Here is a 21,988-nt window from a genome sequence, read left to right as displayed (position 1 = left end):
ATGCCGGCCAGGTGCGCCCGGCATTGACCCGTTCGCGGCTGTACCGCTGGAAGCCTTGATTTACGTGGCTCCCAGCCCTTCCTGTAAAAAGCGGGCCCGGACCGCGGAGGGCAGGCCGGGCCCGAATCGGGCAACGGAATGCGACCTTCGGCCGCAGGTGGATCAGCCTTCGAAGGCGAGGCGATCCTTCCAGCGCCGTTCCAGGGTCTGGGTGTCGTGATCCTTGGGATGGAAACCCGGACGGTAGTAGTCCAGGTAGGGGCCGATCAGACGGGTGAAGAAGCCGTCGCGGGGGCTCAACAGGGTCTTCAGGCCATGTTTCCACGAACGCCAGTTGAACAACTGGCCATCCTTGCGCAGCAGGTGGAGCTGGAACCAGCCGATCACGCCGAGGAACATCACCGTGGTCAGCATCATCACGATGACACGGGTGAAATAGCCGCCGCCGACCGCCTGGTAGACGTCGTAGCACACGGCCTTGTGCTCGTTCTCTTCGATGGCGTGCCACATCCACAGCTTGTACATCTTCGGGTCGTCCATCTGCGTGGTGATGTCCTCGCGCCGCAGCAACTGCTCGGCCATGGTCGCGGTGAAATGCTCGAGGGCGCAGGTGGCGGCCAGGCGGTGCTTCTTGGTGCTCAGCCGGGTGATCCACTCCAGCAGGACCTTGATGCGCAATTCCAGGCGCTCCAGGTCGATGCCATGGGCGGCGGCGTATTCGTTGTAGGTGGCGTGTTCCTTGGAGTGCATCGCCTCCTGACCGATGAAGGCGCTGATGTCCTTCTGCAGTTGCGGGTCCTGCACCTGCTGGCGGACGGCGCGCACGCTGTCGACGAAGAATTTCTCACCGTAGGGGAACAGCGACGACAGGTTGTTCATGAAATGGCTCATGAAGGGGTCGCCACTCCACCAGTACTTGGGCGTGCTGGTAAAGCTGAAGTCCATGCGGCGGACGGGAAAGTTGGCGCGCGGCTGGGCGGCGGTGCTGCTGGCTGTCATTGGGCGAATCCTCTTGTGCGGCCGCTCCCTGGCGGGGGCCATGTTGTTCTTGGCTCGCCAAGACACTGGTAACTGTGTCATTGGTTGATGTCATTATTGGGCGGCCGGACAGCCCGGCGCCGCCAACTTAGGTTGGGTCGGGCGAACCGATCGAAAGGCGAGGAGGCGATACCCATGGTCGATGGGTATCGCAGGCAGGCGGAGACTCAGCGGTCGTCGAGGGCGAAGGCGGTGAGGGTGAAGGTGGCGATGCCGATGTCCTGCAGCCGGCGCGAGCCGCCGAGTTCCGGCAGGTCGATGATGGCGGCGGCTTCGTAGACGCTGGCGCGCATGCGCTTGACCAGGTTGGCCGCGGCGATCAGGGTGCCGCCGGTGGCGATCAGGTCATCCACCAGCAGGACGGAATCGCCTTCGCAGAGGTTGTCGGCCTGGACTTCGATGACGGAGTCGCCGTACTCGGTCTGGTAGGTCTCCACCAGCAGGTCGGAGGGCAGCTTGCCCTGCTTGCGGAACAGGATCAGCGGTTTGTTCAACTCGTAGGCGAGGATCGGGCCGAGCAGGAAGCCGCGTGCATCGAGGGCGCCGATATGGCTGAAGTCTTCTTCCACGTAGCGCTGGATGAAGCTGTCGATGACCATGCGCAGGGCGCGGGGCGACTGGAACAGCGGGGTGATGTCGCGGAACACCACGCCGGGCTTGGGGAAGTCCGGAACCGGACGGATCAGGGACTTGATGGTGAATTCATCGAAGATCATCGTCGAGAGCCTGCGGTGGATTACGGATGGGCACAAAAAAACGGGCGGCTCGCATAAGCGGGCCGCCTCGCAGTATAGATCGGGTCAGGCTTCGAGGTTGCCGCCCGCCAGGGAGCACAGCTCGATGGAGTTGAGGATGTGCACTTCCTTGCCTTCGGCGGCGATCAGGCCGTTCTGCTGGAAGCGGGTGAAGACTCGCGACACGGTTTCCACCGCCAGGCCCAGGTAGTTGCCGATCTCGTTGCGCGACATGGCCAGGCGGAACTGGTTGGCCGAGAAGCCGCGGGCGCGGAAGCGGGCGGAAAGGTTGACGAGGAAGGTGGCGATGCGCTCGTCGGCGGTCTTCTTCGAAAGCAGCAGCATCATTTGCTGGTCGTCGCGGATTTCCCGGCTCATCACGCGCATCAGCTGGCGGCGCAGCTGCGGCAGCTTGACCGACAGTTCATCGAGGCGTTCGAACGGAATCTCGCAGACCGAAGTGGTTTCCAGCGCCTGCGCCGATACCGGGCAGAGGTCGCTGTCCATGCCGGACAGGCCGACCAGCTCGCTGGGCAGGTGGAAGCCGGTGATCTGCTCCTCGCCGCTGTCGGTCACGCTGAAGGTTTTCAGCGCACCGGAGCGCACGGCGAAGATGGAGCCGAAGTTATCGCCCTGGCGGAACAGGAACTCCCCCTTCTTCAACGGCCGGCCGCGCTTGACGATCTCATCCAGGGACTCGATGTCTTCCATGTTCAGCGACAGGGGAAGGCAGAGCGCTGCGAGGCTGCAGTCATGGCAATTGGCTTGATGCATCCCGCGCAATTTGATGTTCTCGGGCATAGTTAATCCTGAAGGGGTAACGCAAGTACGGGCAAGCATATCCCACAAGAGGTATGCCCGCCATCCAGACCTGACGATCGTGTCAAGTTCTGTCCGGCCTTCGGGCTGCAGCGATAGCTGAGTGCCATGGCGAAAGCATGGCATGCGGGAGGGGGAGATCGACAGTGGCCGATGGTCGCAGTCGGTTCTGCGGGCGTGAGGCGCCAGCGGCGGGTCGTGCCGCCGCTGGTTCGGTGGGTCAGATCACCCGCGAGAAGCGCTTGGTGCTCTGCTGCGGCAGGTAGCGATCGAACAGCATGCACACCGAGCGGACCAGTAGGCGGCCGGCCGGCAGCACGTCGATGCGCGTGTCGCTGAGTTGGATCAGCTTGTCGCTGGCCATTTGTTCCAGGCTCGGCCAGACATCGGCGAAATAATCGCGGAAGACGATGCCGAACGTCTTCTCGATGCTGGTGAACTCCAGTTGGAAGTCGCAGATCAACCGCTGGATGACGGCGCGGCGCAGGCGGTCGTCGTCGTTGCAGACGAGACCCCGGCAGGTCGCCAGTTGGTCCTGGTCCAGGGTGTTCTGGTAGCGGGCGATGTCGCTGTCGTTCTGGCTGTAGAGGTCGCCGATCTGGCTGATGGCGGATACGCCGAGGCCGATCAGGTCGCAGTGGCCGTGGGTGGTATAGCCCTGGAAGTTGCGTTGCAGGCTGCCGTCCTCCTGGGCCATGGCCAGTTCGTCGTCGGGCAGGGCGAAGTGGTCCATGCCGATGTAGCGATAGCCCGCCGCGGTCAGTTGCTCGATGCTGTCGTGCAGCATGGCCAGCTTGTCGCCCGGTGCCGGCAGGTCCGCCGCGTTGATCCGCCGCTGGGGCAGGAAGCGCTCCGGCAGGTGCGCGTAGTTGAAGATCGACAGCCGGTCCGGCTGCAGGGCGATGATTTCGCGCACGGTGCGGGCGAAGCTCTCCGGGGTCTGCTTGGGCAGGCCGTAGATCAGGTCGATGTTCACCGAGCGGTATTGCAGGGTCCGTGCGGCTTCGACGATGGCGCGGGTTTCCTCCAGGCTCTGCAGGCGATTGACGGCACGCTGGACATCCGGATCGAGGTCCTGCACGCCGAGGCTGACGCGATTGAAGCCCAGTTCGCGAAGCAGGCCCATGGTCGACCAGTCGGCTTCGCGCGGGTCGATCTCGATGCTGTAGTCGCCGAGGTTGCCGTCGAGCAGGTGGAAGTGCGTGCGCAGGCATTTCATCAGGCGACGCAGTTCGTCATGGCTGAGGAAGGTCGGCGTACCCCCGCCGAAGTGCAGTTGCTCGACGACCTGCTTCTGGTCGAGGTGGCAGGCGACCAGCTCGATTTCCTTTTCCAGCCGCTCCAGATAGGGCAGGGCACGGCCGCGGTCCTTGGTGATCACCTTGTTGCAGGCGCAGTAGTAGCAGATGTTCGCGCAGAACGGCACGTGTACGTACAGCGACAGGGAACGCAGCGCCTTGCGGCTTTCGCGCAGTGCATGCAGCAGGTCGAAGGAGCCGACGCCGTCATGGAATTGCACGGCGGTCGGATAGGAGGTGTAGCGTGGGCCGGCCATATCGTAACGGCGGATAAGGTCGGTATCCCAGCGGATGGAAGTCGGCATGCGGGCAATCCCCGGTTCAACAATCAGTAGCGAGGAGTCTATGGTCCCGCTGGCCGGGGCATCTTGACCTGTATCAACCGGGTCAATGCGCGTGCTGGCTCGCAGGCGGCGAAACATGATCCATGTCATGTCCCATGATCCAGGCCTGGTGCGGACCGGGTAGCGTCCAGAGGCCGAAGAGGATGACCAGCAGCCCGCCGGCGATCCGCACCCCACGCTTGCGCAGCAGGGCGGTCAGCCGTTCGGCGGCCAGCCCGGTGGCGACCAGCACCGGCCAGGTCCCGAGGCCGAAGGCGAACATCAGCAGGGCGCTGTCCAACGCATCGCCCTGGCTGGCGGCCCAGAGCAGGGTGCTATAGACCAGCCCGCACGGCAGCCAGCCCCAGAGCGCGCCGAGCACCAATGCGCGTGGCAGGCTGGTGACCGGCATGAAGCGTCGGGTCAGCGGCTGGATATGCCGCCAGAGGCCGCGCCCCAGGGCTTCGACGCGGGTCAGCCCGCTCCACCAGCCGGCCAGGTAGAGGCCCATGGCGATCAGCAACAGGGCGGCGACCACCCGTAGCGCCATGGCCGCCGGGCTGCTGGCGACGGCCCAGCCGGCCAGGCCGATGAGCAGGCCGGCGACGGTATAGCTGAGGATGCGCCCGAGGTTGTAGGCGAGCAGGAGGCGGAAGCGCTGGGCGCGTTGCTCCGGCGGTATGGCCAGGGTCAGGGCACCCATCAGGCCGCCGCACATGCCGAGGCAATGACCGCCGCCGAGCAGGCCGAGGATCAGCGCGGAAACCAGCAGCGGAGCGAGTTCAGCCACGGGGTTCTTCCTCGTCGTGGCGGTCGTTTTCCGCCTGGCCCTGGGCTTCTTCGACGCCGCCCTTGTGCTTGGGGTCCTCGTCGTCGAACAGGATGCTGTGTGCCGGGCTGTCGAGATCGTCGTACTGGCCGCTGTCCACGGCCCAGAAGAACAGCCAGATGGCCAGGGCGACCACGATCACGGCGATGGGAATCATTACGTAGAGAGCGGTCATGCGGTCTCCGGTTCGATGAGCGGCCCGGGCGGACCTGGGCTGTGCGTTGCGCTGTGCAATCGGCTTACTGGCGTGCGAGGCGCAGGGCGTTGAGCACCACCAGCAGCGAGCTGACGGACATGCCCAGGGCCGCCCAGATCGGCGTGACCCAGCCAATGGCGGCGAAGGGCAGGACCAGACCATTGTACAGGCTGGCCCAGAGCAGGTTCTCGACGATGATCCGGCGGGTGCGGCGGGCCATGGCGAAGGCCTGTACCAGGCTCTCCAGGCGGTTGGAGAGCAGCACCGCGTCGGCGCTGGTCTTCGCCAGGTCGGTGGCCGAGCCCATGGCCACGCTGATGTCGGCACCGGCCAGGACTGGTACGTCATTGACCCCATCGCCGAGCATCAGCACGCGATGCCCGTCTTCGTGCAATTGCTTGAGCACGGCCAGCTTGGCGTCCGGCGTCAGGCCGCCGCGGGCATCGTCGATGCCCAGTCGTCCGGCCACTTCGGCGACCATCGGCGAGCTGTCGCCGGACAGCAGCAGGGTTTTCCAGCCGCGCGCGCGGCAGGCATCGAGCAGCGCTGGAGCGTCTTCGCGCAGGGCGTCGTCCAGCACCAGCCAGGCCAGCGCGCCCTGCGCATCGCCGAGCAGCAGCCATTGGCCGTGCTCGCCGGGAATCGCCGGTGCCGGCTGGCCGCTGAGTTCGGCCACGAAGTCGGGCTGGCCGATGCGCAGGTGGCGCCCGCCGACGAGACCATCCAAGCCCAGGCCCGGTACGTTGTCCACCCGCTCGGCCGCTAGCGGGGCACGGCCGAAGGCGCGGGCGATGGGGTGTTCGGAGCGGTTTTCCAGGGCCGCGGCAAGGGCCAGGCAGGCATCGCTGTCCAGTGCTCCCAGCGGATGCACGGCGCTGAGCGACAGGCGACCTTCGGTCAGGGTGCCGGTTTTGTCGAAGATCACCGTGTCGATGTGGTTCAACCCTTCCAGCACATGGCCGCGTGTCAGCAGCAGGCCGAGCTTGTGCAGGCTGCCGGTGGCGGTGGTCAGGGCGGTCGGCGTGGCCAGCGACAGGGCGCAGGGGCAGGTGGCGACCAACAGGGCGAGGACGATCCAGAAGGCGCGCTGCGGATCGAGCTGCCACCAGATCAGGCCGACCACCGCGGCGACGCCCAGCACGACGAGCAGGAACCACTGGGCCACGCGATCGGCCAGCTCGGCCAGGCGCGGTTTGTCCGCCTGGGCGCGCTCCAGCAGGCGGACGATGGCTGACAGCCGGGTGTCGTCGCCCAAGGCCTGGACCTCGACCGTCAGTGGTCCCTCGACGTTGAGCGTGCCGGCGGTGACCCGGTCGCCGGTCGCGCGCGGCAGTGGCAGGTATTCGCCGGTGAGCAGCGATTCGTCGACGCTCGACTGGCCGCTGAGGATCACACCGTCGGCCGGGAGGAGGGCGCCGGGCTGGACCAGGACGCGGTCGCCGATCTTGATCTCGCTGAGCAGGACACGCTCGCTCTGCCCGCCGGCATCCAGGCGCAGGCAGGAGGCAGGCAGCAGGTTGACCAGTTGTGCCGTGGCCGCCAGGGTGCGCTCGCGGGCGCGGCGTTCCAGATAGCGGCCAGCCAACAGGAACAGAGCGAACATGCCCACCGCGTCGAAATACAGTTCGCCGACGCCGGTCACCGTCGACCAGATGCCCGCTCCGTAGGCGCCGCCGATGGCCAGGGAGACCGAGACGTCCATGGTCAGGTGGCGGGTGCGCAGGTCGCGCAGGGCGCCCTTGAAGAAGTCGGTGCAGCAGTAGAAGACGATCGGGGTGGTGAGGAACAGGCTGGTCCAGCGCAGGATTTTGTCCAACTCCGGGGACAGGTCCAGATTGAATTCCGGCCAAGTGGCCATGGCCGCCATCATCACCTGCACCCAGAGCAGGCCGGCGACGCCGAGCTGACGGAGCGCCCGGCGGTTCTCGCGCTGCAGGTGCTCGGCGGCACGGTCCGGCTGGTAGGGGTGGGCAGCGTAGCCGATCCGGCGCAGTTCCTTGAGCAACTGGCTGAGCGGCAGGCGACTGTCCGACCAGCGTACCTGCAGTCGGTGGTTGGACAGGTTGAGACTGGCTTCGGCGACGCCATCGAGGCCGCGCAGGTGTTTTTCGATCAACCAGCCGCAGGCCGCGCAACTGATGCCTTCTATCAGCAGGCAGGTGCTGGCCAGCTCGCCCTGGTGTTCGACGAAGGGTTCCTGGACTGTATCGCGGTCGTACAGCGCCAGTTCGTCGGGCAATGCCTGGGGCAGGCTGTCCGGGTTGGCGGAGGTTTCGCTGCGGTGCTTGTAGTAGCTTTCCAGCCCTCCGGCGACGATGGCTTCGGCCACCGCCTGGCAGCCAGGGCAGCACATCTCCCGCGTCTCGCCCAGCACGCGGGCCTGGAAGCGGCTACCGGCAGGGACCGGCAGGCCGCAGTGATAGCAGGGGGTTGGGCTGGCCATGGCGTCGGGGACGGTCGTCAGGTCGGACATCGGGAGGGGCGGGCCTGGCCCGAGCGTAGCGGATCACGCCCGGGCCGTCAGGATCGCTCGGCGGAACGGCCTTGGTTCACTGTTCGCCGAGCGGAATCGCCTGGCCGGATTCGAGGGTTTCCTCCTCGAACAGGCGCCAGTCCTGGCCGCCCTCTGTGCCGAGCAGCTCGACGAAGCGGCGGCCCTGGACGGCGTCCTGCAACTGGCCCTGGTAGATTCCTTCGCCCTGGGGCTGGAGGATGACCCGGCGATCGCGCTCCGGCTGGGTCGGCGAGATCAGGTTCAGCACCAGATGCTGCGGGCGGCTGATACCGCTCAGGTTGATCTCGGCGATGCCGGTGTCTTCGTTCAGGGTGAGGACGGCGCTCATCTTCAGGCGCTTGGCCAGGGCCTCGCGCTCCAGCGACTGGTTGATGCCCTTGCCGACGTCGTAATAGTTATCCACCACCAGGCTGTCGCCGTCGCGGACGGCGATGACCACCAGCGACACCCCGAGGATCACGGAGGAGGCCAGGATGGCGATGATGAACCAGGCCCAGGGCTGCTGGTACCAACGGCTGATTTCAGTGTCGTGCTGCATGCGTGTCCTATATCAACGGACGCTCGGGCCGATGAAGCGGCTCTTGGCGTCGTTATGGATGCTGGGGTCGTCTGCCGACTGGACGCGGAAGAGGATCTCATTGGTGCTCGACGGCAGGCGCTCGGGGTCGATGGACAGTTCCACCGGGACCGAAAGCACCTCGCCGGCCATTGCCTTCACTTCGCGCTTGCCCTCGTAAACCAGGCCGTCCAGGCCATCGGCTTCGATGACGAAGACCTGGTCGCGCTGCGCCTTGTTCATCACCTTGAGGGTATAGACGTTCTCGATCCGGCCCTGATCGTTCTCGCGATAAAGCACACGGTCCTTGATCACGTCCAGCTTGACCAGCGGGCGTACGGCGACGGCGTAGGCGAACAGCACCATCATGGCCAGCAGGGCGACGGCGTAGCCGATCAGGCGTGGCCGCAGCAGGTGGGTCTTCTGGCCGGACAGGTTGTGCTCGGTGGTGTAGCTGATGAGCCCTTTCGGGTAGTTCATCTTTTCCATGATGCTGTCGCAGGCGTCGATGCAGGCCGCGCAGCCGATGCACTCGATCTGCAGGCCGTCGCGGATGTCGATGCCGGTCGGGCAGACCTGCACGCACATCTGGCAGTCGATGCAGTCGCCCAGGCCCTTGGCCTTGTAGTCCAGCTCCTTCTTGCGCGGGCCGCGTTTTTCACCGCGCCGCGGGTCGTAGGAGACGATCAGAGTGTCCTTGTCGAACATCACGCTCTGGAAACGGGCGTAGGGGCACATATAGATGCACACCTGCTCGCGCAGATAGCCGGCGTTGCCGTAGGTGGCGAGGGTGAAGAAGCCTACCCAGAACAGCGCCCAGCCGTTGGCCTGGAAGGTCAACAGGTCGGGGATCAGGTCGCGGATCGGGGTGAAGTAGCCGACGAAGGTGATCGCCGTCACCAGCGAAACGCCCAGCCAGATCGCGTGCTTGGCCAGCTTGCGCAGGAACTTGTCGCCGGACATCGGCGCCTTGTCCAGTTTCATGCGCTTGTTGCGGTCGCCTTCGGTGACCTTTTCCGCCCACATGAACACCCAGGTGAACACGCTCTGCGGACAGGTGTAGCCGCACCAGACGCGGCCGGCGAACACGGTGATGAAGAACAGGCCGAAGGCGCAGATGATCAGCAGCCAGGACAGCAGGACGAAATCCTGGGGCCAGAAGGTTGCGCCGAAGATGTAGAACTTGCGCTCCGGCAGGTTCCACCAGACTGCCTGGCGGTCGTTCCAACTCAGCCAGACGGTACCGAAATAGAGAATGAAGAGGAGGGCGCCACCGCCCCTGCGCAGGTTGCGAAACAGGCCGGTGAAGGCGCGGGTGTAGATTTTTTCACGCTTGGCATAGAGGTCAACGTTTTCCGTGACCTTGGCCGGTGGGGTGACATCTTGAACGGGAATCTGCTCACTCATCGATTCGTACCACGGCTTGGGGTTGGTGCCCCGGCCGATACGTGCCGGCCGGGGTCAATTTCCTGCTGCGTATGGTACGCCTGACGAGGGGGTGCCAGATGCGACAGGAGGTCGCGCCTGAGCGGCTGGAGACTCACTCCTGCGCGGGTTTCTGCGACAGGCTGTACACGTAGGCCGCCAGCAGGTGCACCTTGTCGTTGCCGAGGTGCTCTTCCTGGGCCGGCATGCGGCCGTTACGGCCATAGCGCAGCGTCTGCTGGACCTGGGCGAAGCTGGAACCGTACAGCCAGACCTTGTCGGTCAGGTTCGGCGCGCCCATGGCATGCGTACCTTTGCCCTCAGGACCATGACAGGCTACACAATTGGCCTTGAAGATCTCTTGACCTGCGGCAATGTCGACGCCTTCCGGGTTCTTCAGGCCGGAGAGGCTGCGCACGTAGCCGGCAACGTTCTTGATGCCTGCTTCGCCGATCACGTCCTTCCAAGCCGGCATGGCGGCCTGACGGCCCTGCATGATGGTGGTCTTGATGGTTTCCGCCTCGCCGCCATACAGCCAGTCGTTGTCGGTCAGGTTCGGGAAACCGTAGGCGCCCTTGGCGTCGGAACCGTGGCAAACCGAGCAGTTGGATGCGAACAGACGGCCGCCCATCTTCAGGGCTTTCTCGTCCTTGGCCACTTCCTCGATCGGCATGGCGGCGTACTTGGCGTACAGCGGACCATACTGTTCTTCGGCCTTGGCCATTTCCTTTTCCCACTGGTGCACGCCGGTCCAGCCCTTCTCCTTGCTGGCGAACTCGTTGGCGTCCTGGTAGCCGGGCATCAGGCCCTTCCAGTTACCCAGGCCCGGGTACAGGACCAGGTAGCCCACGGCGAACACCAGGGTGGCGACGAACAACATGAACCACCACTTGGGCAGCGGGTTGTCGTATTCCTCGATGCCGTCGAACGCATGGCCGACGGTTTCTTCGGTGGCTTCCTTTCGCTGGCCCTTGCGGGTGGCGAAGATCAGCCAGGTCAACGCCAGCAAGGTGCCGACGGTCAGCAGAGTGACGTACCAACTCCAGAAAGTGGTCATTCTTTCTTACTCCTAGAAGCTTGCTCGCGCTCTTCAGGCTTCGGCTCTTCGTCGGCGAAGGGCAGGTTGGCGGCTTCGTCGAAGCTTTTCTTGCGCTTGCTGCTGTAGGCCCAGAGCACGACACCGATGAAAGCGACGAATACCAGCAGGGTGCCCAGGCCGCGGAGAGTCCCGATATCCATGAGGCGTTACCGTTTGTTTTTGAGAGAAGTGCCCAGAGACTGGAGATAGGCCACGAGGGCATCCATCTCGGTCTTGTCTTTCACGGCGTCTTTGGCTCCGGCGATGTCTTCGTCGGTGTAGGGCACGCCCAGGGTGCGCATAGCTTCCATCTTGGTTGCGGTGTTCTTGCCGTCCAGCTTGTTCTCGACCAGCCAGGGGTAAGAAGGCATCTTCGATTCCGGCACGACGTTGCGCGGGTTGTATAGGTGTGCGCGGTGCCAGTCGTCCGAGTAGCGACCGCCAACGCGGGCCAGGTCCGGGCCGGTACGCTTGGAGCCCCACAGGAAGGGGTGGTCCCAGACGCTCTCGCCGGCGACGGAGTAGTGGCCGTAGCGCTCGGTTTCGGCGCGGAACGGGCGGACCATCTGCGAGTGGCAGCCGACGCAGCCTTCGCGGATGTAGATGTCGCGGCCTTCCAGCTGCAGCGCGGTGCGCGGCTTCATGCCTTCGACCGGGGTGTTGGTCACGCCCTGGAAGAACAGCGGAACGATCTGCACGAGGCCGCCGATGCTCACCGCCAGAACCATGAACAGGGCCAGCAGGCCGACGTTCTTTTCGACTACTTCATGTTGCTTCATCAGTGAGCTACCTCAGCGATCTTCGCAGCGGCTTCGTATTCTGCCGGCTTGGCGACACGCACGGTGCGCCAGGTGTTGTAGGCCATCAGCAGCATGCCGGTGACGAAGAAGGCGCCGCCGATCATGCGAACCAGGAAGCCCGGATGGCTGGCTTCCAGCGCTTCGACGAAGGAGTAGGTCAGGGTGCCGTCTTCGTTGACCGCGCGCCACATCAGACCCTGGGTGATGCCGTTGACCCACATCGAGGCGATGTAGAGCACGGTGCCGATGGTGGCCAGCCAGAAGTGGGCGTTGATCAGGCCGACGCTGTGCATCTGCTCGCGACCGAACACCTTCGGAATCAGGTGGTAGATGGAGCCGATGGAGATCATCGCTACCCAGCCGAGGGCGCCGGCGTGTACGTGGCCGATGGTCCAGTCGGTGTAGTGGGAGAGGGCGTTGACGGTCTTGATGGCCATCATCGGGCCTTCGAAGGTGGACATGCCGTAGAAGGCCAGGGAGACCACCAGGAAGCGCAGGATCGGGTCGGTGCGCAGCTTATGCCAGGCGCCGGACAAGGTCATCATGCCGTTGATCATGCCGCCCCAGCTCGGTGCCAGGAGGATCAGCGACATCACCATGCCGAGGGACTGGGCCCAATCCGGCAGGGCGGTGTAGTGCAAATGGTGCGGACCGGCCCAAATATAGACGGAAATCAAGGCCCAGAAGTGCACGATCGAGAGACGATAGGAATAGATCGGGCGTTCGGCCTGCTTCGGCACGAAGTAATACATCATCCCGAGGAAGCCGGCGGTGAGGAAGAAGCCCACGGCGTTGTGGCCGTACCACCACTGGATCATCGCGTCGGTGGCGCCGGAGTAGACCGAGTAGGACTTGAACGCACCGACCGGAATTTCAATGTTGTTGACGATGTGCAACAGGGCGACCGTCAGGATGAAACCACCGAAGAACCAGTTACCCACATAGATGTGCTTGGTCTTGCGCTTGACGATGGTGCCGAAGAACACGATCGCATAGCTGACCCAGACCACGGCGATCAGGATGTCGATCGGCCATTCCAGCTCGGCGTACTCCTTGGAGGAGGTGTAGCCCTGCGGAAGGGTCAGGACTGCCAGCACGATTACCGCTTGCCAGCCCCAGAAGGTGAAGGCGGCGAGACCGTCGGAAATCAGTCGGGCCTGGGAGGTGCGCTGCACCACGTAGTAGGAAGTGGCGAACAGGGCGCAGCCGCCGAAGGCGAAGATCACTGCGTTGGTGTGCAGCGGGCGCAGACGGCCGAAGCTGGTCCACGGCAGGTCGAAGTTGAGTTCCGGCCATACCAGCTGGGCGGCGATCAGAACACCGAGACCCATCCCAATGACCCCCCAGATCACCGTCATAATGGCGAACTGGCGGACCACCTTATAGTTATAAGCAGTCTGACTGATTGCTGTGCTCATGCTTGGTTCCACGGTTAATGGAGGGTTTTGTGGGGCAAAAAACGGCGGCAAGTATGGAGAAAGAGGGGGGCCATTGCAACGACGCAGGGGCGCTCTCTCCTGCCGTCAAAGCCCTGCCAGAGCGCGATATCCGATGCGTTTTTCAGGACTTTGGTCGCATCAGACCGATGCGACGGAGGGACGGTTCGCCTTGAAATTCTGTGATAGGGGTGGCGATGCCGAGCAGCTTAGAGGCTGAGACTCGGATTGTGAACCGCTGATGCGGTGCGACACTTGGTCGCACTGGCTTAGACCAAGGGATGAGATGCTGGTGGCGCCTCATCCCTGGAGCAGGTCCGGAAGGGCTTCCGGACCGAAGTGATATTACTTGGCTGCTACCTGTTCCTTGCCTTGGGAAAGGCTATACACGTATGCCGCGAGCAGGTGTACCTTGTCGTTGCCGAGGTAGGGCTCCTGGGCGGGCATCTGGCCGTTGCGGCCATAGCGGATGGTCTGTTGCAGCTGGGCCAGGCTCGAACCGTAGATCCAGCCGGCCGAATGGGTCAGGTCCGGAGCGCCCATGGCTGCCATGCCCAGGCCGGTTGCACCGTGGCAGGCCGCGCAGTTGGTTTCGAAGATCTGCTTGCCGGCGGCCACATCGGCTTCGCTGCCTTCCGGCAGGGTGAGTCCCGCCAGGCCCTGGCGCACATAGGCGGCGACGTTCTTCACGCCTTCGTCACCGAGGATCGGACCCCAGGCCGGCATGGCCGCCATGCGACCGTGCAGGATGGTGGTCTTGATCGCGTCCGGCTCGCCGCCCCAGCGCCAGTTGGCGTCGGTCAGGTTCGGGAAGCCGACCGAGCCCTTGGCATCGGAGCCGTGGCATACCGAGCAGTAGGTGGCGAACAGGCGGCCGCCCATCTTCAGCGCTTGCGGGTCCTGGGCTACGTCCGCAATGGGCATCGCGGCGAATTTGGCGAAGATCGGACCATATTGCGTTTCCGCCTTGTCCACTTCGCGCTGCCATTGCTTGGCCTGGGTCCAGCCGCCCTCATAACCCGGCAGGACGCCTTTCCAGTTGCCCAGGCCCGGGTAGAGGATCAGATAGCCGATGGCGAAGATGATGGTGCCGACATACAGCAGGAACCACCACTTCGGCAGCGGGTTGTCGTATTCCTCGATGCCGTCGAAGGCATGCCCCATGGTCTGGTCGGTGCCGCCCTTGGGCTCGCCCTTGCGGGTGGCGAAGACCAGCCAGAACAGCGCGACGAAGGTGCCGATGGTGAGGATGGTGATGTACCAACTCCAGAAAGTGGTCATGCGAGGTAACTCCTAGAAGCGTTCCGGGCGTGCTCGGGCGTCGGGTCGTCGGCGAAGGGCAGGTTGGCGGCTTCGTCGAAGGCCGCCTTGCGCTTGCTGCTGTAGGCCCATACGGTCACGCCGATGAAGGCGAGCATCACCAGCGCCGTGCCGAGGCCGCGCAGGGTGCCGATGTCGAGGTTGTCGAAGGCCATCGCGCTTACCTCTTGTTCTTCAGGCTGGTGCCGAGCACTTGCAGGTAGGCCACGAGGGCATCCATCTCGGTCTTGCCGCTCACCGCTGCGGAGGCGCCGGCGATGTCGTCGTCGCTGTAGGGCACGCCCAGGGTGCGCAGGGCGCCCATCTTGGCTGCGGTGTCCTTGCCGTCGAGGGTGTTTTCTACCAGCCAGGGGTAGGAGGGCATCTTCGACTCCGGCACGACGTTGCGCGGGTTGTACAGGTGCGCACGGTGCCAGTCGTCCGAGTAGCGGCCGCCGACGCGGGCCAGGTCCGGGCCGGTACGCTTGGAACCCCACAGGAAGGGGTGGTCCCAGACGCTTTCGCCGGCGACGGAGTAATGGCCGTAGCGCTCGGTCTCGGCGCGGAACGGACGGACCATCTGCGAGTGGCAGCCGACGCAGCCCTCGCGGATGTAGATGTCGCGACCTTCCAACTGCAGCGCGGTGTAGGGCTTGAGCCCTTCCACCGGCTGGGTGGTTTCCTGCTGGAAGAACAGCGGAACGATCTGCACGAGGCCGCCGATGCTCACCGCCAGGACCATGAACAGGGCCAGCAGGCCGACGTTCTTCTCGAGAATCTCATGCTGTTTCATCAGTGGGCTCCTTCGACCACGAAGCGCGAAGCGGCTTCGATTTCAGCCGGCTTGGCCGCACGCACGGTGCGCCAGGTGTTGTAGGCCATCAGCAGCATGCCGCTGAAGAAGATGGCGCCGCCGATCACCCGTACTACGAAGCCCGGGTGGCTGGCTTCCAGCGCTTCGACGAAGGAGTAGGTCAGGGTGCCGTCTTCGTTGACTGCGCGCCACATCAGGCCCTGGGCGATGCCGTTGACCCACATCGAGGCGATGTAGAGCACGGTGCCGATGGTGGCCAGCCAGAAGTGGCTGTTGATCAGGCCGACGCTGTACATCTGCTCGCGGCCGAAGACCTTCGGGATCAGGTGATAGAGCGAGCCGATCGACACCATGGCGACCCAGCCGAGGGCGCCGGCGTGTACGTGGCCGATGGTCCAGTCGGTGTAGTGGGAGAGGGCGTTGACGGTCTTGATGGCCATCATCGGGCCTTCGAAGGTGGACATGCCGTAGAAGGCCAGGGAGACCACCAGGAAGCGCAGGATCGGGTCGCTGCGCAGCTTATGCCAGGCACCCGAGAGGGTCATCATGCCGTTGATCATGCCACCCCAGCTCGGAGCCAGGAGAATCAGGGACATGATCATGCCGAGGGACTGGGCCCAGTCCGGCAGGGCGGTGTAGTGCAGGTGGTGCGGACCCGCCCAGATGTACACGGCGATCAGCGCCCAGAAGTGGACGATGGACAGGCGGTACGAGTAGACCGGGCGGCCAGCCTGCTTCGGCACGAAGTAATACATCATCCCGAGGAAGCCGGCGGTGAGGAAGAAGCCCACGGCATTGTGACCGTACCACCACTGGATCATCGCGTCGGTGGCGCCGGAGTACAGCGAGTAGGATTTGGTCAGCGTGACCGGAATCTCCAGGTTATTCACCACGTGCAGCAGCGCCACGGTGAGGATGAAGCCGCCGAAGAACCAGTTGCCCACGTAGATGTGCTTGGTCTTGCGCTTGATCAGCGTTCCGAAGAACACGATGGCGTAGACCACCCAGACCACGGTGATCAGCAGGTCGATCGGCCATTCCAGCTCGGCGTATTCCTTGGAGCTGGTCAGGCCCAGCGGCAGGCTGACCGCAGCCAGCACGATCACCGCTTGCCAGCCCCAGAAGGTGAAGGCGGCCAGCTTGTCCGAGATCAGACGGGTCTGGCAGGTGCGCTGCACGGCGTAGTAGGAGGTGGCGAACAGGGCGCAACCGCCAAAGGCGAAGATCACTGCGTTGGTGTGCAGGGGTCGCAAGCGGCCGAAACTGGTCCAGGGGAGATCGAGGTTGAGTTCCGGCCAGGCCAATTGGGCGGCGATGAAAACGCCGAGCCCCATCCCGACGATTCCCCAAACCACCGTCATGATGGCGAATTGGCGGACCACCTTGTAGTTGTAGGCGGTACTGGTTGCTGTGTTCATGTATGGGTTTCCATGCACGGTTATGGGCAGATTCTTCCACCCCTGGCGGGACTGACTGCGAGAGGCGGGAGCGTATGGCCAGCGGTTCCGTTCGAAGACTTGAGCCCTTCGTTGGGAAACCCGGAGAATCCATTCGCTCGGCGCTTCGGCACGGCCAGCATCGAGCCCGACAGGTTTATGGAGCGAGGCAAGCATGGGCAAAGCACAACGCGGGAGTATTGACAGGGATCAATGCCCACACGGGGAGAGGGGATATGGCCAATGGCTGTGGAACCGCCCGTCGGGACCCTCCGAGACCTGCCTGATCCTGGCCCACGGCGCCGGTGCGCCGATGGACAGCCCGTTCATGCAGGAAATGGCTGAACGCCTTGCCGCACGCGGGCTGACGGTGGTTCGCTTCGAGTTCCCGTACATGGCTCAACGGCGCCTGGACGGGCGGCGTCGGCCACCGAACCAACAGGCCTTGCTACTGGAAACCTGGCGCCAGGTGTATGCGGATGTGCGACAGCAAGTCACAGGGCGCCTGGCCATCGGCGGCAAGTCCATGGGGGGACGGATGGCCAGTCTGGTGGCCGACGAATTGGGTGTCGATGCGCTGGTTTGCCTGGGGTATCCCTTCCATGCCGTGGGCAAGGCGGACAAGCCCCGCGTGGCGCACCTGGCCGACCTGAAAACCCCGACCCTGATCATCCAGGGCGAGCGCGACGCCATGGGCGACCGGATCACGGTGGAAGGCTACGCCTTGTCGAAGGCCGTCGCGCTGCACTGGCTGGCCGCAGCCGACCACGACCTCAAGCCGTTGAAGGTTTCCGGCATCACGCACCCGCAGCATCTCGATACGGCGGCGGATGTGGTGGCGGTATTCCTAGAGAAAACGGCCCGTCAGCAAGCGGGCCGCCAGGGGATCAGCGGTTGAAACGCTCCACCAGCGCGTATTGCCCCTGCGCCGTGGTGGTCAGGGCTTCGCTGAGCAGGGCCGTGCTCTGTGCTTCGCCGGCGGTCTGGTCGGCGAGCTGGGCAATGGTGTTGATGTTCTGGTTGATCTCTTCGGCGACGGCGCTCTGCTCCTCGGCTGCGGCGGCGATCTGGTTGGCCATGTCGGCGATGTTGGCCACGGCATCGCTGATGCCGGCCAGCGCCTGGTCGGCCTGCTGGACCCGCTCGACCCCTTCGTCGGCTTGCCGGCGGCCGCTTTCCATGGTGTGCACGGCTTCCTCGGCGGTCTTCTGCAATTGCGCGATCAACTGGTGGATCTGCCCGGTGGATTCGGCGGTGCGCTGGGCCAATTGACGTACTTCGTCGGCGACCACGGCGAAGCCACGCCCCATCTCGCCGGCGCGTGCGGCTTCGATGGCAGCGTTGAGGGCGAGCAGGTTGGTCTGGTCGGCGATGCCCTTGATCACGTCCACCACGCCGCCAATCTGATTGCTGTCATGGGCCAGGCGGGTGACGGTTTCCCCGGTTTCGCCGACGGCGATCGACAGTTGCTGGATCGCCTCGCGGGTTTCCGCGGCGATGGTGCGGCCCCGGCTGGTCAGGCGATTGGCCTCGCGGGTGGCGTCGGCGGTGCGCGCCACGTTGCCTGCGACCTCTTGAGTGGTGGCGGCCATTTCGTTGACCGCGGTGGCCACCTGCTCTGTCTCCAGGCGCTGCCGCTCCAGGCCGGCGGAGCTGTTGTGGGCCAGGGTGTCGGCTTGGCGCGCCTGCTGGGCGAGCTGTTCGGCGGTGTCCTGCAGGCGGGTCAGGCAGGTCTTCAGGCGCGCGTCCTGGCTGAGCATGGCCATTTCCAGGCGCGCCTGTACGCCACGACTATCGGTGTACATCTGGGCGATCAGCGGGTCGGAGGTGGTCTGTTCGGCCAGCCGCAGCAGGCGCTTGATGCCGCGGTTCTGCCAGGCCAGGCCGGTGAGGCCGAGAGGAACCGAGAGCAGGGCGGCGAGCAGAAAGCCCCAGTGGCTGTCGAGCCAGGCGCCAATGAGGAAGCCGATCTGGCTGATCAGAATGAACGGAAGCCAGTCCTGCAACACTGGCAGCCAGCGGTCGCGCCTCGGTACGGCCGCCTTGCCCTGGTTGATTCGCTGGTACAGCGCTTCGGCGCGGCGTACCTGTTCGGCAGTGGGCTTGACCCGTACCGACTCGTAACCGACCACCTGGCCTTTTTCCAGCATCGGCGTGACATAGGCATTGACCCAGTAGTGATCGCCGTTCTTGCAGCGGTTCTTCACCACGCCCATCCAGGGCTTGCCTTCCTTTAGCGTCTGCCAGAGGTGGGCGAAGACGGCCGGCGGCACGTCCGGGTGGCGCACCAGATTGTGGGGGGCACGCATCAGCTCTTCGCGGGAAAAGCCGCTGATTTCGATGAAGGCTTCGTTGCAGTAGGTGATCTGGCCCTTGAGGTCGGTCGTGGAGATCAGCCGCTGCTGGGCGGGAAAGGTGCGTTCTCTCTGGGTGACAGGCTGGTTGTTGCGCATGGGGGTATCCGTTCTGGCTATGCCAAGGTCTTCGGCCGCGCTCGGCCAAAGTTGAGCGACTGGACAAGGATTATAGTGCCAGGCATGCCAGGCCCCACCGCCGTTGCGGCGGTGGGGCGGGCGGGGCGCTCAGGCGGCGATCAGTTGGCGCAGGACGTAATGCAGGATGCCGCCGGCCTTGAAGTACTCGACTTCGTTGACGGTATCGATGCGGCAGAGCACCGGGAAGCTGAACGCGCTGCCGTCGGCACGCTCCACTTCGACCATGAGCAACTGGCGGGGCTTGATGTCTTCCGAGAGGCCGCGGATCGACAGCTTCTCGGTACCGCTCAGCCCCAGGCTGTGGCGGGTCTGGCCGTCGACGAACTGCAAGGCCAGCACGCCCATGCCGATCAGGTTGGAGCGGTGGATGCGCTCGAAGCTCTCGGCGATCACCGCCTTCACCCCGAGCAGGTTGGTGCCTTTCGCCGCCCAGTCGCGGGAGGAGCCGGTGCCGTACTCCTTGCCGGCGATCACCACCAGTGGCACGCCTTCCGCCTGGTAGCGCATGGCGGCGTCGTAGAGGGTGAGCTTGGTGCTGCCGGGCTGGTAGAGGGTGTTGCCGCCTTCCTCGCCACCGAGCATCTCGTTCTTGATGCGGATGTTGGCGAAGGTGCCGCGCATCATCACCTCATGGTTGCCGCGCCGGGCGCCGTAGGAGTTGAAGTCCTCCGGCTTGACGCCAAGGCTTTGCAGGTAGAGGCCGGCCGGCGAGGTGGCCTTGATGTTGCCGGCCGGGGAGATGTGGTCGGTGGTGATGGAGTCGCCGAACAGTGCCAGGATGCGGGCGTCCTTGATGTCTGCCGGGGGTTGGGGTGGCTCGCCGATGGCGGTGAAGAACGGTGGGTTCTGCACGTAGGTGGAGTTGGCGTCCCAGCGGTAGGTGTTGCCCGGCGTCAGGGCGATGGATTGCCAGTTGGCATCGCCGCTGAAGACGTCCGCATATTGCTTGCGGAACATGATGCCGTCCACGGCACTGACGGCTGCGGCGACTTCCTGGTTGCTCGGCCAGATGTCCTTCAGGTACACCGGCTGGTCATTGTCGTCGTAGCCCACCGGTTCGCGGCTCAGATCGATCCGAGTGGTGCCGGCCAGGGCAAAGGCGACCACCAGCGGCGGAGATGCCAGCCAGTTGGCTTTCACCAGCGGGTGTACTCGGCCTTCGAAGTTGCGGTTGCCAGAGAGCACCGAGGAGACGATCAGGTCGTTGTCGGTGATCGCCTGGCCGATCGGGTCCGGCAGCGGCCCTGAGTTGCCGATGCAGGTGGTGCAGCCGTAGCCCACCAGGTTGAAGCCGAGGGCGTCGAGGTAGGGTGTCAATCCGGCCTTGGCCAGGTAGTCGGTGACCACCTTGGAGCCGGGGGCCAGAGAGGATTTCACCCAGGGCTGGCGTTTCAGGCCACGTTCCACGGCCTTCTTCGCCACCAGGCCGGCCGCCATCAGCACGCTGGGGTTGGAGGTGTTGGTGCAGGAGGTGATCGCGGCGATCACCACGGCGCCGTGCTTCAGCACGAAGTCTTCGCCGGGCACCGGTACGGGGGTGTTGGCCTGGGCTTTCTTACCGCTGGTTTCCAGCAGCAGGTCGAAGGCCGCACCGATGTCGGAAAGGGCGACACGGTCCTGCGGGCGCTTCGGGCCGGCCAGCGAGGGCTCGACGCTGCCCAGGTCCAGTTCCAGGCTATCGGTAAACACCGGGTCCACCGAGGTGCTGTCGCGCCACATGCCCTGGGCCTTGCTGTAGGCCTCGACCAGGGCGATGCGCTGTTCGTCGCGGCCGGACAGGCGCAGATAGTCGATGGTCACGCTGTCCACTGGGAAGAAGCCGCAGGTGGCGCCGTATTCCGGGGCCATGTTGGCGATGGTGGCGCGGTCGGCCAGCGGCAGGTGGTCCAGGCCGGGGCCGTAGAACTCGACGAACTTGCCCACCACGCCCTGCTTGCGCAGCATCTGGGTGACGGTCAGCACCAGGTCGGTGGCGGTGATGCCTTCGCGCAGCTTGCCGGTGAGGCGGAAGCCGACCACTTCCGGAATCAGCATGGACACCGGCTGGCCGAGCATCGCCGCTTCCGCTTCGATGCCGCCGACGCCCCAGCCGAGTACGCCGAGGCCGTTGATCATGGTGGTGTGGGAGTCGGTGCCGACCAGGGTGTCCGGGTAGGCGTAGGTCGCGCCGTCTTCGTCACGGGTCCAGACCACCTGGGCCAGGTATTCCAGGTTGACCTGGTGGCAGATGCCGGTGCCCGGCGGTACCACGCGGAAATTGTCGAACGCCTGCTGGCCCCAGCGCAGGAAGGCGTAGCGTTCGCCGTTGCGCTGCATTTCCAGGGCGACGTTGTCGGCGAAGGCGCTGGGGTCGGCGAAGCGGTCCACCATTACCGAGTGGTCGATCACCAGGTCCACCGGCGACAGCGGATTGATTCTCTGCGGATCGGCACCGGCCTTGGCTACCGCGTCACGCATGGCTGCCAGGTCGACCACCGCCGGCACGCCGGTGAAGTCCTGCATCAATACCCGCGCCGGGCGGTACTGGATCTCGCGCTCGGAGCGGCGCGTCTTGGGCCAGTCGGCGACGGCCTGGAAATCCTCCGGATGCACGGTGGCGCCGTCTTCCCAGCGCAGCAGGTTTTCCAGCAGGACCTTGAGCGAGACGGGCAGGCGGCTGATATCACCGAGCCGCGCGGCCGCCTCGGGCAGGCTGTAGTAATGATAGGTCTCGCCCCCGACTTGGAGGCTGCGGCGACAATTCAGGCTATCCACGGAAGGCATTGCGATCTCCTTGGTGCGCCCGCTCGGGGCCAAGCTGACGGTTCGGCCGGCGGAGCGCGTACAGGCAGGATGGTTTCGACCGGTGAGCCAGGGAGGCTGCCGGCTCGTTGCCGTTTAGAAAACTAGCTCTGTTT

The 21,988-nt window shown here is 64.7% G+C and carries 20 protein-coding genes; 1 reads left to right on the top strand and 19 read right to left on the bottom strand.

The genetic code is table 11. The features are described 5' to 3' along the window. Positions 1 to 162: 162 nt before the first annotated feature. The 17 genes from PIN01S_RS04185 to ccoN (PIN01S_RS04105) form a co-directional block, all read right to left on the bottom strand. Positions 163 to 999 (bottom strand): metal-dependent hydrolase, encoded by an 837-nt coding sequence (locus tag PIN01S_RS04185; RefSeq protein ID WP_084333869.1) that lies wholly within the window; start codon positions 997 to 999, stop codon positions 163 to 165. Positions 1,000 to 1,205: 206 nt separating this feature from the next. Continuing rightward, the gene (locus tag PIN01S_RS04180) at positions 1,206 to 1,754 is read right to left on the bottom strand and encodes an adenine phosphoribosyltransferase (RefSeq protein WP_084333868.1); all 549 of its coding nucleotides are present in this window, start codon (positions 1,752 to 1,754) and stop codon (positions 1,206 to 1,208) included. Between the two features lie 84 nt (positions 1,755 to 1,838). After that, positions 1,839 to 2,573: a fumarate/nitrate reduction transcriptional regulator Fnr gene (gene fnr, locus PIN01S_RS04175; protein WP_084333867.1), complete on the bottom strand. Its 735-nt coding sequence runs from the start codon at positions 2,571 to 2,573 to the stop codon at positions 1,839 to 1,841. Between the two features lie 238 nt (positions 2,574 to 2,811). Continuing rightward, on the bottom strand, positions 2,812 to 4,194 hold the full coding sequence (hemN, locus tag PIN01S_RS04170) for an oxygen-independent coproporphyrinogen III oxidase (protein WP_084333866.1): 1,383 nt from the start codon (positions 4,192 to 4,194) through the stop codon (positions 2,812 to 2,814). Positions 4,195 to 4,276: 82 nt separating this feature from the next. Continuing rightward, the gene (locus PIN01S_RS04165; protein WP_084333865.1) at positions 4,277 to 5,002 is read right to left on the bottom strand and encodes a sulfite exporter TauE/SafE family protein; all 726 of its coding nucleotides are present in this window, start codon (positions 5,000 to 5,002) and stop codon (positions 4,277 to 4,279) included. After that, entirely contained in the window at positions 4,995 to 5,216 is a 222-nt protein-coding gene (ccoS, locus tag PIN01S_RS04160; protein WP_084333864.1) for a cbb3-type cytochrome oxidase assembly protein CcoS, read from the bottom strand. The genes PIN01S_RS04165 and ccoS overlap by 8 nt, the downstream gene beginning before the upstream one ends. A gap of 64 nt (positions 5,217 to 5,280) precedes the next feature. Further along, complete coding sequence (locus tag PIN01S_RS04155; RefSeq protein WP_084333979.1) at positions 5,281 to 7,680, bottom strand: heavy metal translocating P-type ATPase; 2,400 nt, start codon at positions 7,678 to 7,680, stop codon at positions 5,281 to 5,283. A gap of 106 nt (positions 7,681 to 7,786) precedes the next feature. Beyond that, positions 7,787 to 8,290, bottom strand: a complete 504-nt coding sequence (locus PIN01S_RS04150) for a FixH family protein (RefSeq protein ID WP_084333863.1) — start codon at positions 8,288 to 8,290, stop codon at positions 7,787 to 7,789. Positions 8,291 to 8,302: 12 nt separating this feature from the next. Beyond that, positions 8,303 to 9,715 carry a cytochrome c oxidase accessory protein CcoG gene (ccoG, locus tag PIN01S_RS04145; protein WP_084333862.1) on the bottom strand — a complete coding sequence of 471 codons (1,413 nt, stop codon included), beginning with the start codon at positions 9,713 to 9,715 and terminating at the stop codon, positions 8,303 to 8,305. Between the two features lie 133 nt (positions 9,716 to 9,848). Continuing rightward, the gene (gene ccoP / locus PIN01S_RS04140; RefSeq protein ID WP_084333861.1) at positions 9,849 to 10,790 is read right to left on the bottom strand and encodes a cytochrome-c oxidase, cbb3-type subunit III; all 942 of its coding nucleotides are present in this window, start codon (positions 10,788 to 10,790) and stop codon (positions 9,849 to 9,851) included. Further along, on the bottom strand, positions 10,787 to 10,972 hold the full coding sequence (locus tag PIN01S_RS04135) for a cbb3-type cytochrome oxidase subunit 3 (protein ID WP_084333860.1): 186 nt from the start codon (positions 10,970 to 10,972) through the stop codon (positions 10,787 to 10,789). The genes ccoP (PIN01S_RS04140) and PIN01S_RS04135 overlap by 4 nt, the downstream gene beginning before the upstream one ends. Positions 10,973 to 10,978: 6 nt before the next feature. After that, entirely contained in the window at positions 10,979 to 11,590 is a 612-nt protein-coding gene (ccoO, locus tag PIN01S_RS04130) for a cytochrome-c oxidase, cbb3-type subunit II (protein ID WP_084333859.1), read from the bottom strand. Further along, entirely contained in the window at positions 11,590 to 13,029 is a 1,440-nt protein-coding gene (gene ccoN / locus PIN01S_RS04125; RefSeq protein WP_084333858.1) for a cytochrome-c oxidase, cbb3-type subunit I, read from the bottom strand. The genes ccoO (PIN01S_RS04130) and ccoN (PIN01S_RS04125) overlap by 1 nt, the downstream gene beginning before the upstream one ends. Before the next feature lie 363 nt (positions 13,030 to 13,392). After that, entirely contained in the window at positions 13,393 to 14,328 is a 936-nt protein-coding gene (ccoP, locus tag PIN01S_RS04120; protein ID WP_084333857.1) for a cytochrome-c oxidase, cbb3-type subunit III, read from the bottom strand. After that, entirely contained in the window at positions 14,325 to 14,522 is a 198-nt protein-coding gene (locus PIN01S_RS04115) for a cbb3-type cytochrome oxidase subunit 3 (RefSeq protein WP_084333856.1), read from the bottom strand. The genes ccoP (PIN01S_RS04120) and PIN01S_RS04115 overlap by 4 nt, the downstream gene beginning before the upstream one ends. A gap of 5 nt (positions 14,523 to 14,527) precedes the next feature. Continuing rightward, positions 14,528 to 15,139 (bottom strand): cytochrome-c oxidase, cbb3-type subunit II, encoded by a 612-nt coding sequence (ccoO, locus tag PIN01S_RS04110; protein WP_084333855.1) that lies wholly within the window; start codon positions 15,137 to 15,139, stop codon positions 14,528 to 14,530. Continuing rightward, positions 15,139 to 16,578: a cytochrome-c oxidase, cbb3-type subunit I gene (gene ccoN / locus PIN01S_RS04105; protein ID WP_084333854.1), complete on the bottom strand. Its 1,440-nt coding sequence runs from the start codon at positions 16,576 to 16,578 to the stop codon at positions 15,139 to 15,141. The genes ccoO (PIN01S_RS04110) and ccoN (PIN01S_RS04105) overlap by 1 nt, the downstream gene beginning before the upstream one ends. Before the next feature lie 193 nt (positions 16,579 to 16,771). Between ccoN (PIN01S_RS04105) and PIN01S_RS04100 the strand changes: the two genes are divergently transcribed. After that, positions 16,772 to 17,494: an alpha/beta family hydrolase gene (locus PIN01S_RS04100; RefSeq protein ID WP_084333853.1), complete on the top strand. Its 723-nt coding sequence runs from the start codon at positions 16,772 to 16,774 to the stop codon at positions 17,492 to 17,494. On the opposite strand, the gene PIN01S_RS04095 is transcribed toward PIN01S_RS04100, so the two are convergent. Continuing rightward, the gene (locus PIN01S_RS04095; protein ID WP_084333852.1) at positions 17,484 to 19,049 is read right to left on the bottom strand and encodes a methyl-accepting chemotaxis protein; all 1,566 of its coding nucleotides are present in this window, start codon (positions 19,047 to 19,049) and stop codon (positions 17,484 to 17,486) included. The genes PIN01S_RS04100 and PIN01S_RS04095 overlap by 11 nt on opposite strands. A 129-nt stretch (positions 19,050 to 19,178) precedes the next feature. Further along, entirely contained in the window at positions 19,179 to 21,854 is a 2,676-nt protein-coding gene (gene acnA, locus PIN01S_RS04090; RefSeq protein WP_084333851.1) for an aconitate hydratase AcnA, read from the bottom strand. Positions 21,855 to 21,988: the final 134 nt, after the last annotated feature.

Origin of the sequence: Pseudomonas indica NBRC 103045 (assembly GCF_002091635.1) — a bacterium.
Taxonomy (GTDB): Bacteria; Pseudomonadota; Gammaproteobacteria; order Pseudomonadales; family Pseudomonadaceae; genus Pseudomonas_M; species Pseudomonas_M indica.
Note: the sequence above shows the minus strand (reverse complement) of the source record. Positions and strands in the feature narration are given on the sequence as shown.

Excerpts from the sequence above, each read along its gene's own strand:
- PIN01S_RS04185 (WP_084333869.1), bottom strand. The coding sequence starts at position 999 with ATGACAGCCAGCAGCACCGCCGCCCAGCCGCGCGCCAACTTTCCCGTC.
- PIN01S_RS04180 (WP_084333868.1), bottom strand. The coding sequence starts at position 1,754 with ATGATCTTCGATGAATTCACCATCAAGTCCCTGATCCGTCCGGTTCCG.
- fnr (WP_084333867.1), bottom strand. The coding sequence starts at position 2,573 with ATGCCCGAGAACATCAAATTGCGCGGGATGCATCAAGCCAATTGCCAT.
- hemN (WP_084333866.1), bottom strand. The coding sequence starts at position 4,194 with ATGCCGACTTCCATCCGCTGGGATACCGACCTTATCCGCCGTTACGAT.
- ccoS (WP_084333864.1), bottom strand. The coding sequence starts at position 5,216 with ATGACCGCTCTCTACGTAATGATTCCCATCGCCGTGATCGTGGTCGCC.
- PIN01S_RS04155 (WP_084333979.1), bottom strand. The coding sequence starts at position 7,680 with ATGGCCAGCCCAACCCCCTGCTATCACTGCGGCCTGCCGGTCCCTGCC.
- PIN01S_RS04150 (WP_084333863.1), bottom strand. The coding sequence starts at position 8,290 with ATGCAGCACGACACTGAAATCAGCCGTTGGTACCAGCAGCCCTGGGCC.
- ccoG (WP_084333862.1), bottom strand. The coding sequence starts at position 9,715 with ATGAGTGAGCAGATTCCCGTTCAAGATGTCACCCCACCGGCCAAGGTC.
- ccoP (WP_084333861.1), bottom strand. The coding sequence starts at position 10,790 with ATGACCACTTTCTGGAGTTGGTACGTCACTCTGCTGACCGTCGGCACC.
- PIN01S_RS04135 (WP_084333860.1), bottom strand. The coding sequence starts at position 10,972 with ATGGATATCGGGACTCTCCGCGGCCTGGGCACCCTGCTGGTATTCGTC.
- ccoO (WP_084333859.1), bottom strand. The coding sequence starts at position 11,590 with ATGAAGCAACATGAAGTAGTCGAAAAGAACGTCGGCCTGCTGGCCCTG.
- ccoN (WP_084333858.1), bottom strand. The coding sequence starts at position 13,029 with ATGAGCACAGCAATCAGTCAGACTGCTTATAACTATAAGGTGGTCCGC.
- ccoP (WP_084333857.1), bottom strand. The coding sequence starts at position 14,328 with ATGACCACTTTCTGGAGTTGGTACATCACCATCCTCACCATCGGCACC.
- PIN01S_RS04115 (WP_084333856.1), bottom strand. The coding sequence starts at position 14,522 with ATGGCCTTCGACAACCTCGACATCGGCACCCTGCGCGGCCTCGGCACG.
- ccoO (WP_084333855.1), bottom strand. The coding sequence starts at position 15,139 with ATGAAACAGCATGAGATTCTCGAGAAGAACGTCGGCCTGCTGGCCCTG.
- ccoN (WP_084333854.1), bottom strand. The coding sequence starts at position 16,578 with ATGAACACAGCAACCAGTACCGCCTACAACTACAAGGTGGTCCGCCAA.
- PIN01S_RS04100 (WP_084333853.1), top strand. The coding sequence starts at position 16,772 with ATGGGCAAAGCACAACGCGGGAGTATTGACAGGGATCAATGCCCACAC.
- PIN01S_RS04095 (WP_084333852.1), bottom strand. The coding sequence starts at position 19,049 with ATGCGCAACAACCAGCCTGTCACCCAGAGAGAACGCACCTTTCCCGCC.
- acnA (WP_084333851.1), bottom strand. The coding sequence starts at position 21,854 with ATGCCTTCCGTGGATAGCCTGAATTGTCGCCGCAGCCTCCAAGTCGGG.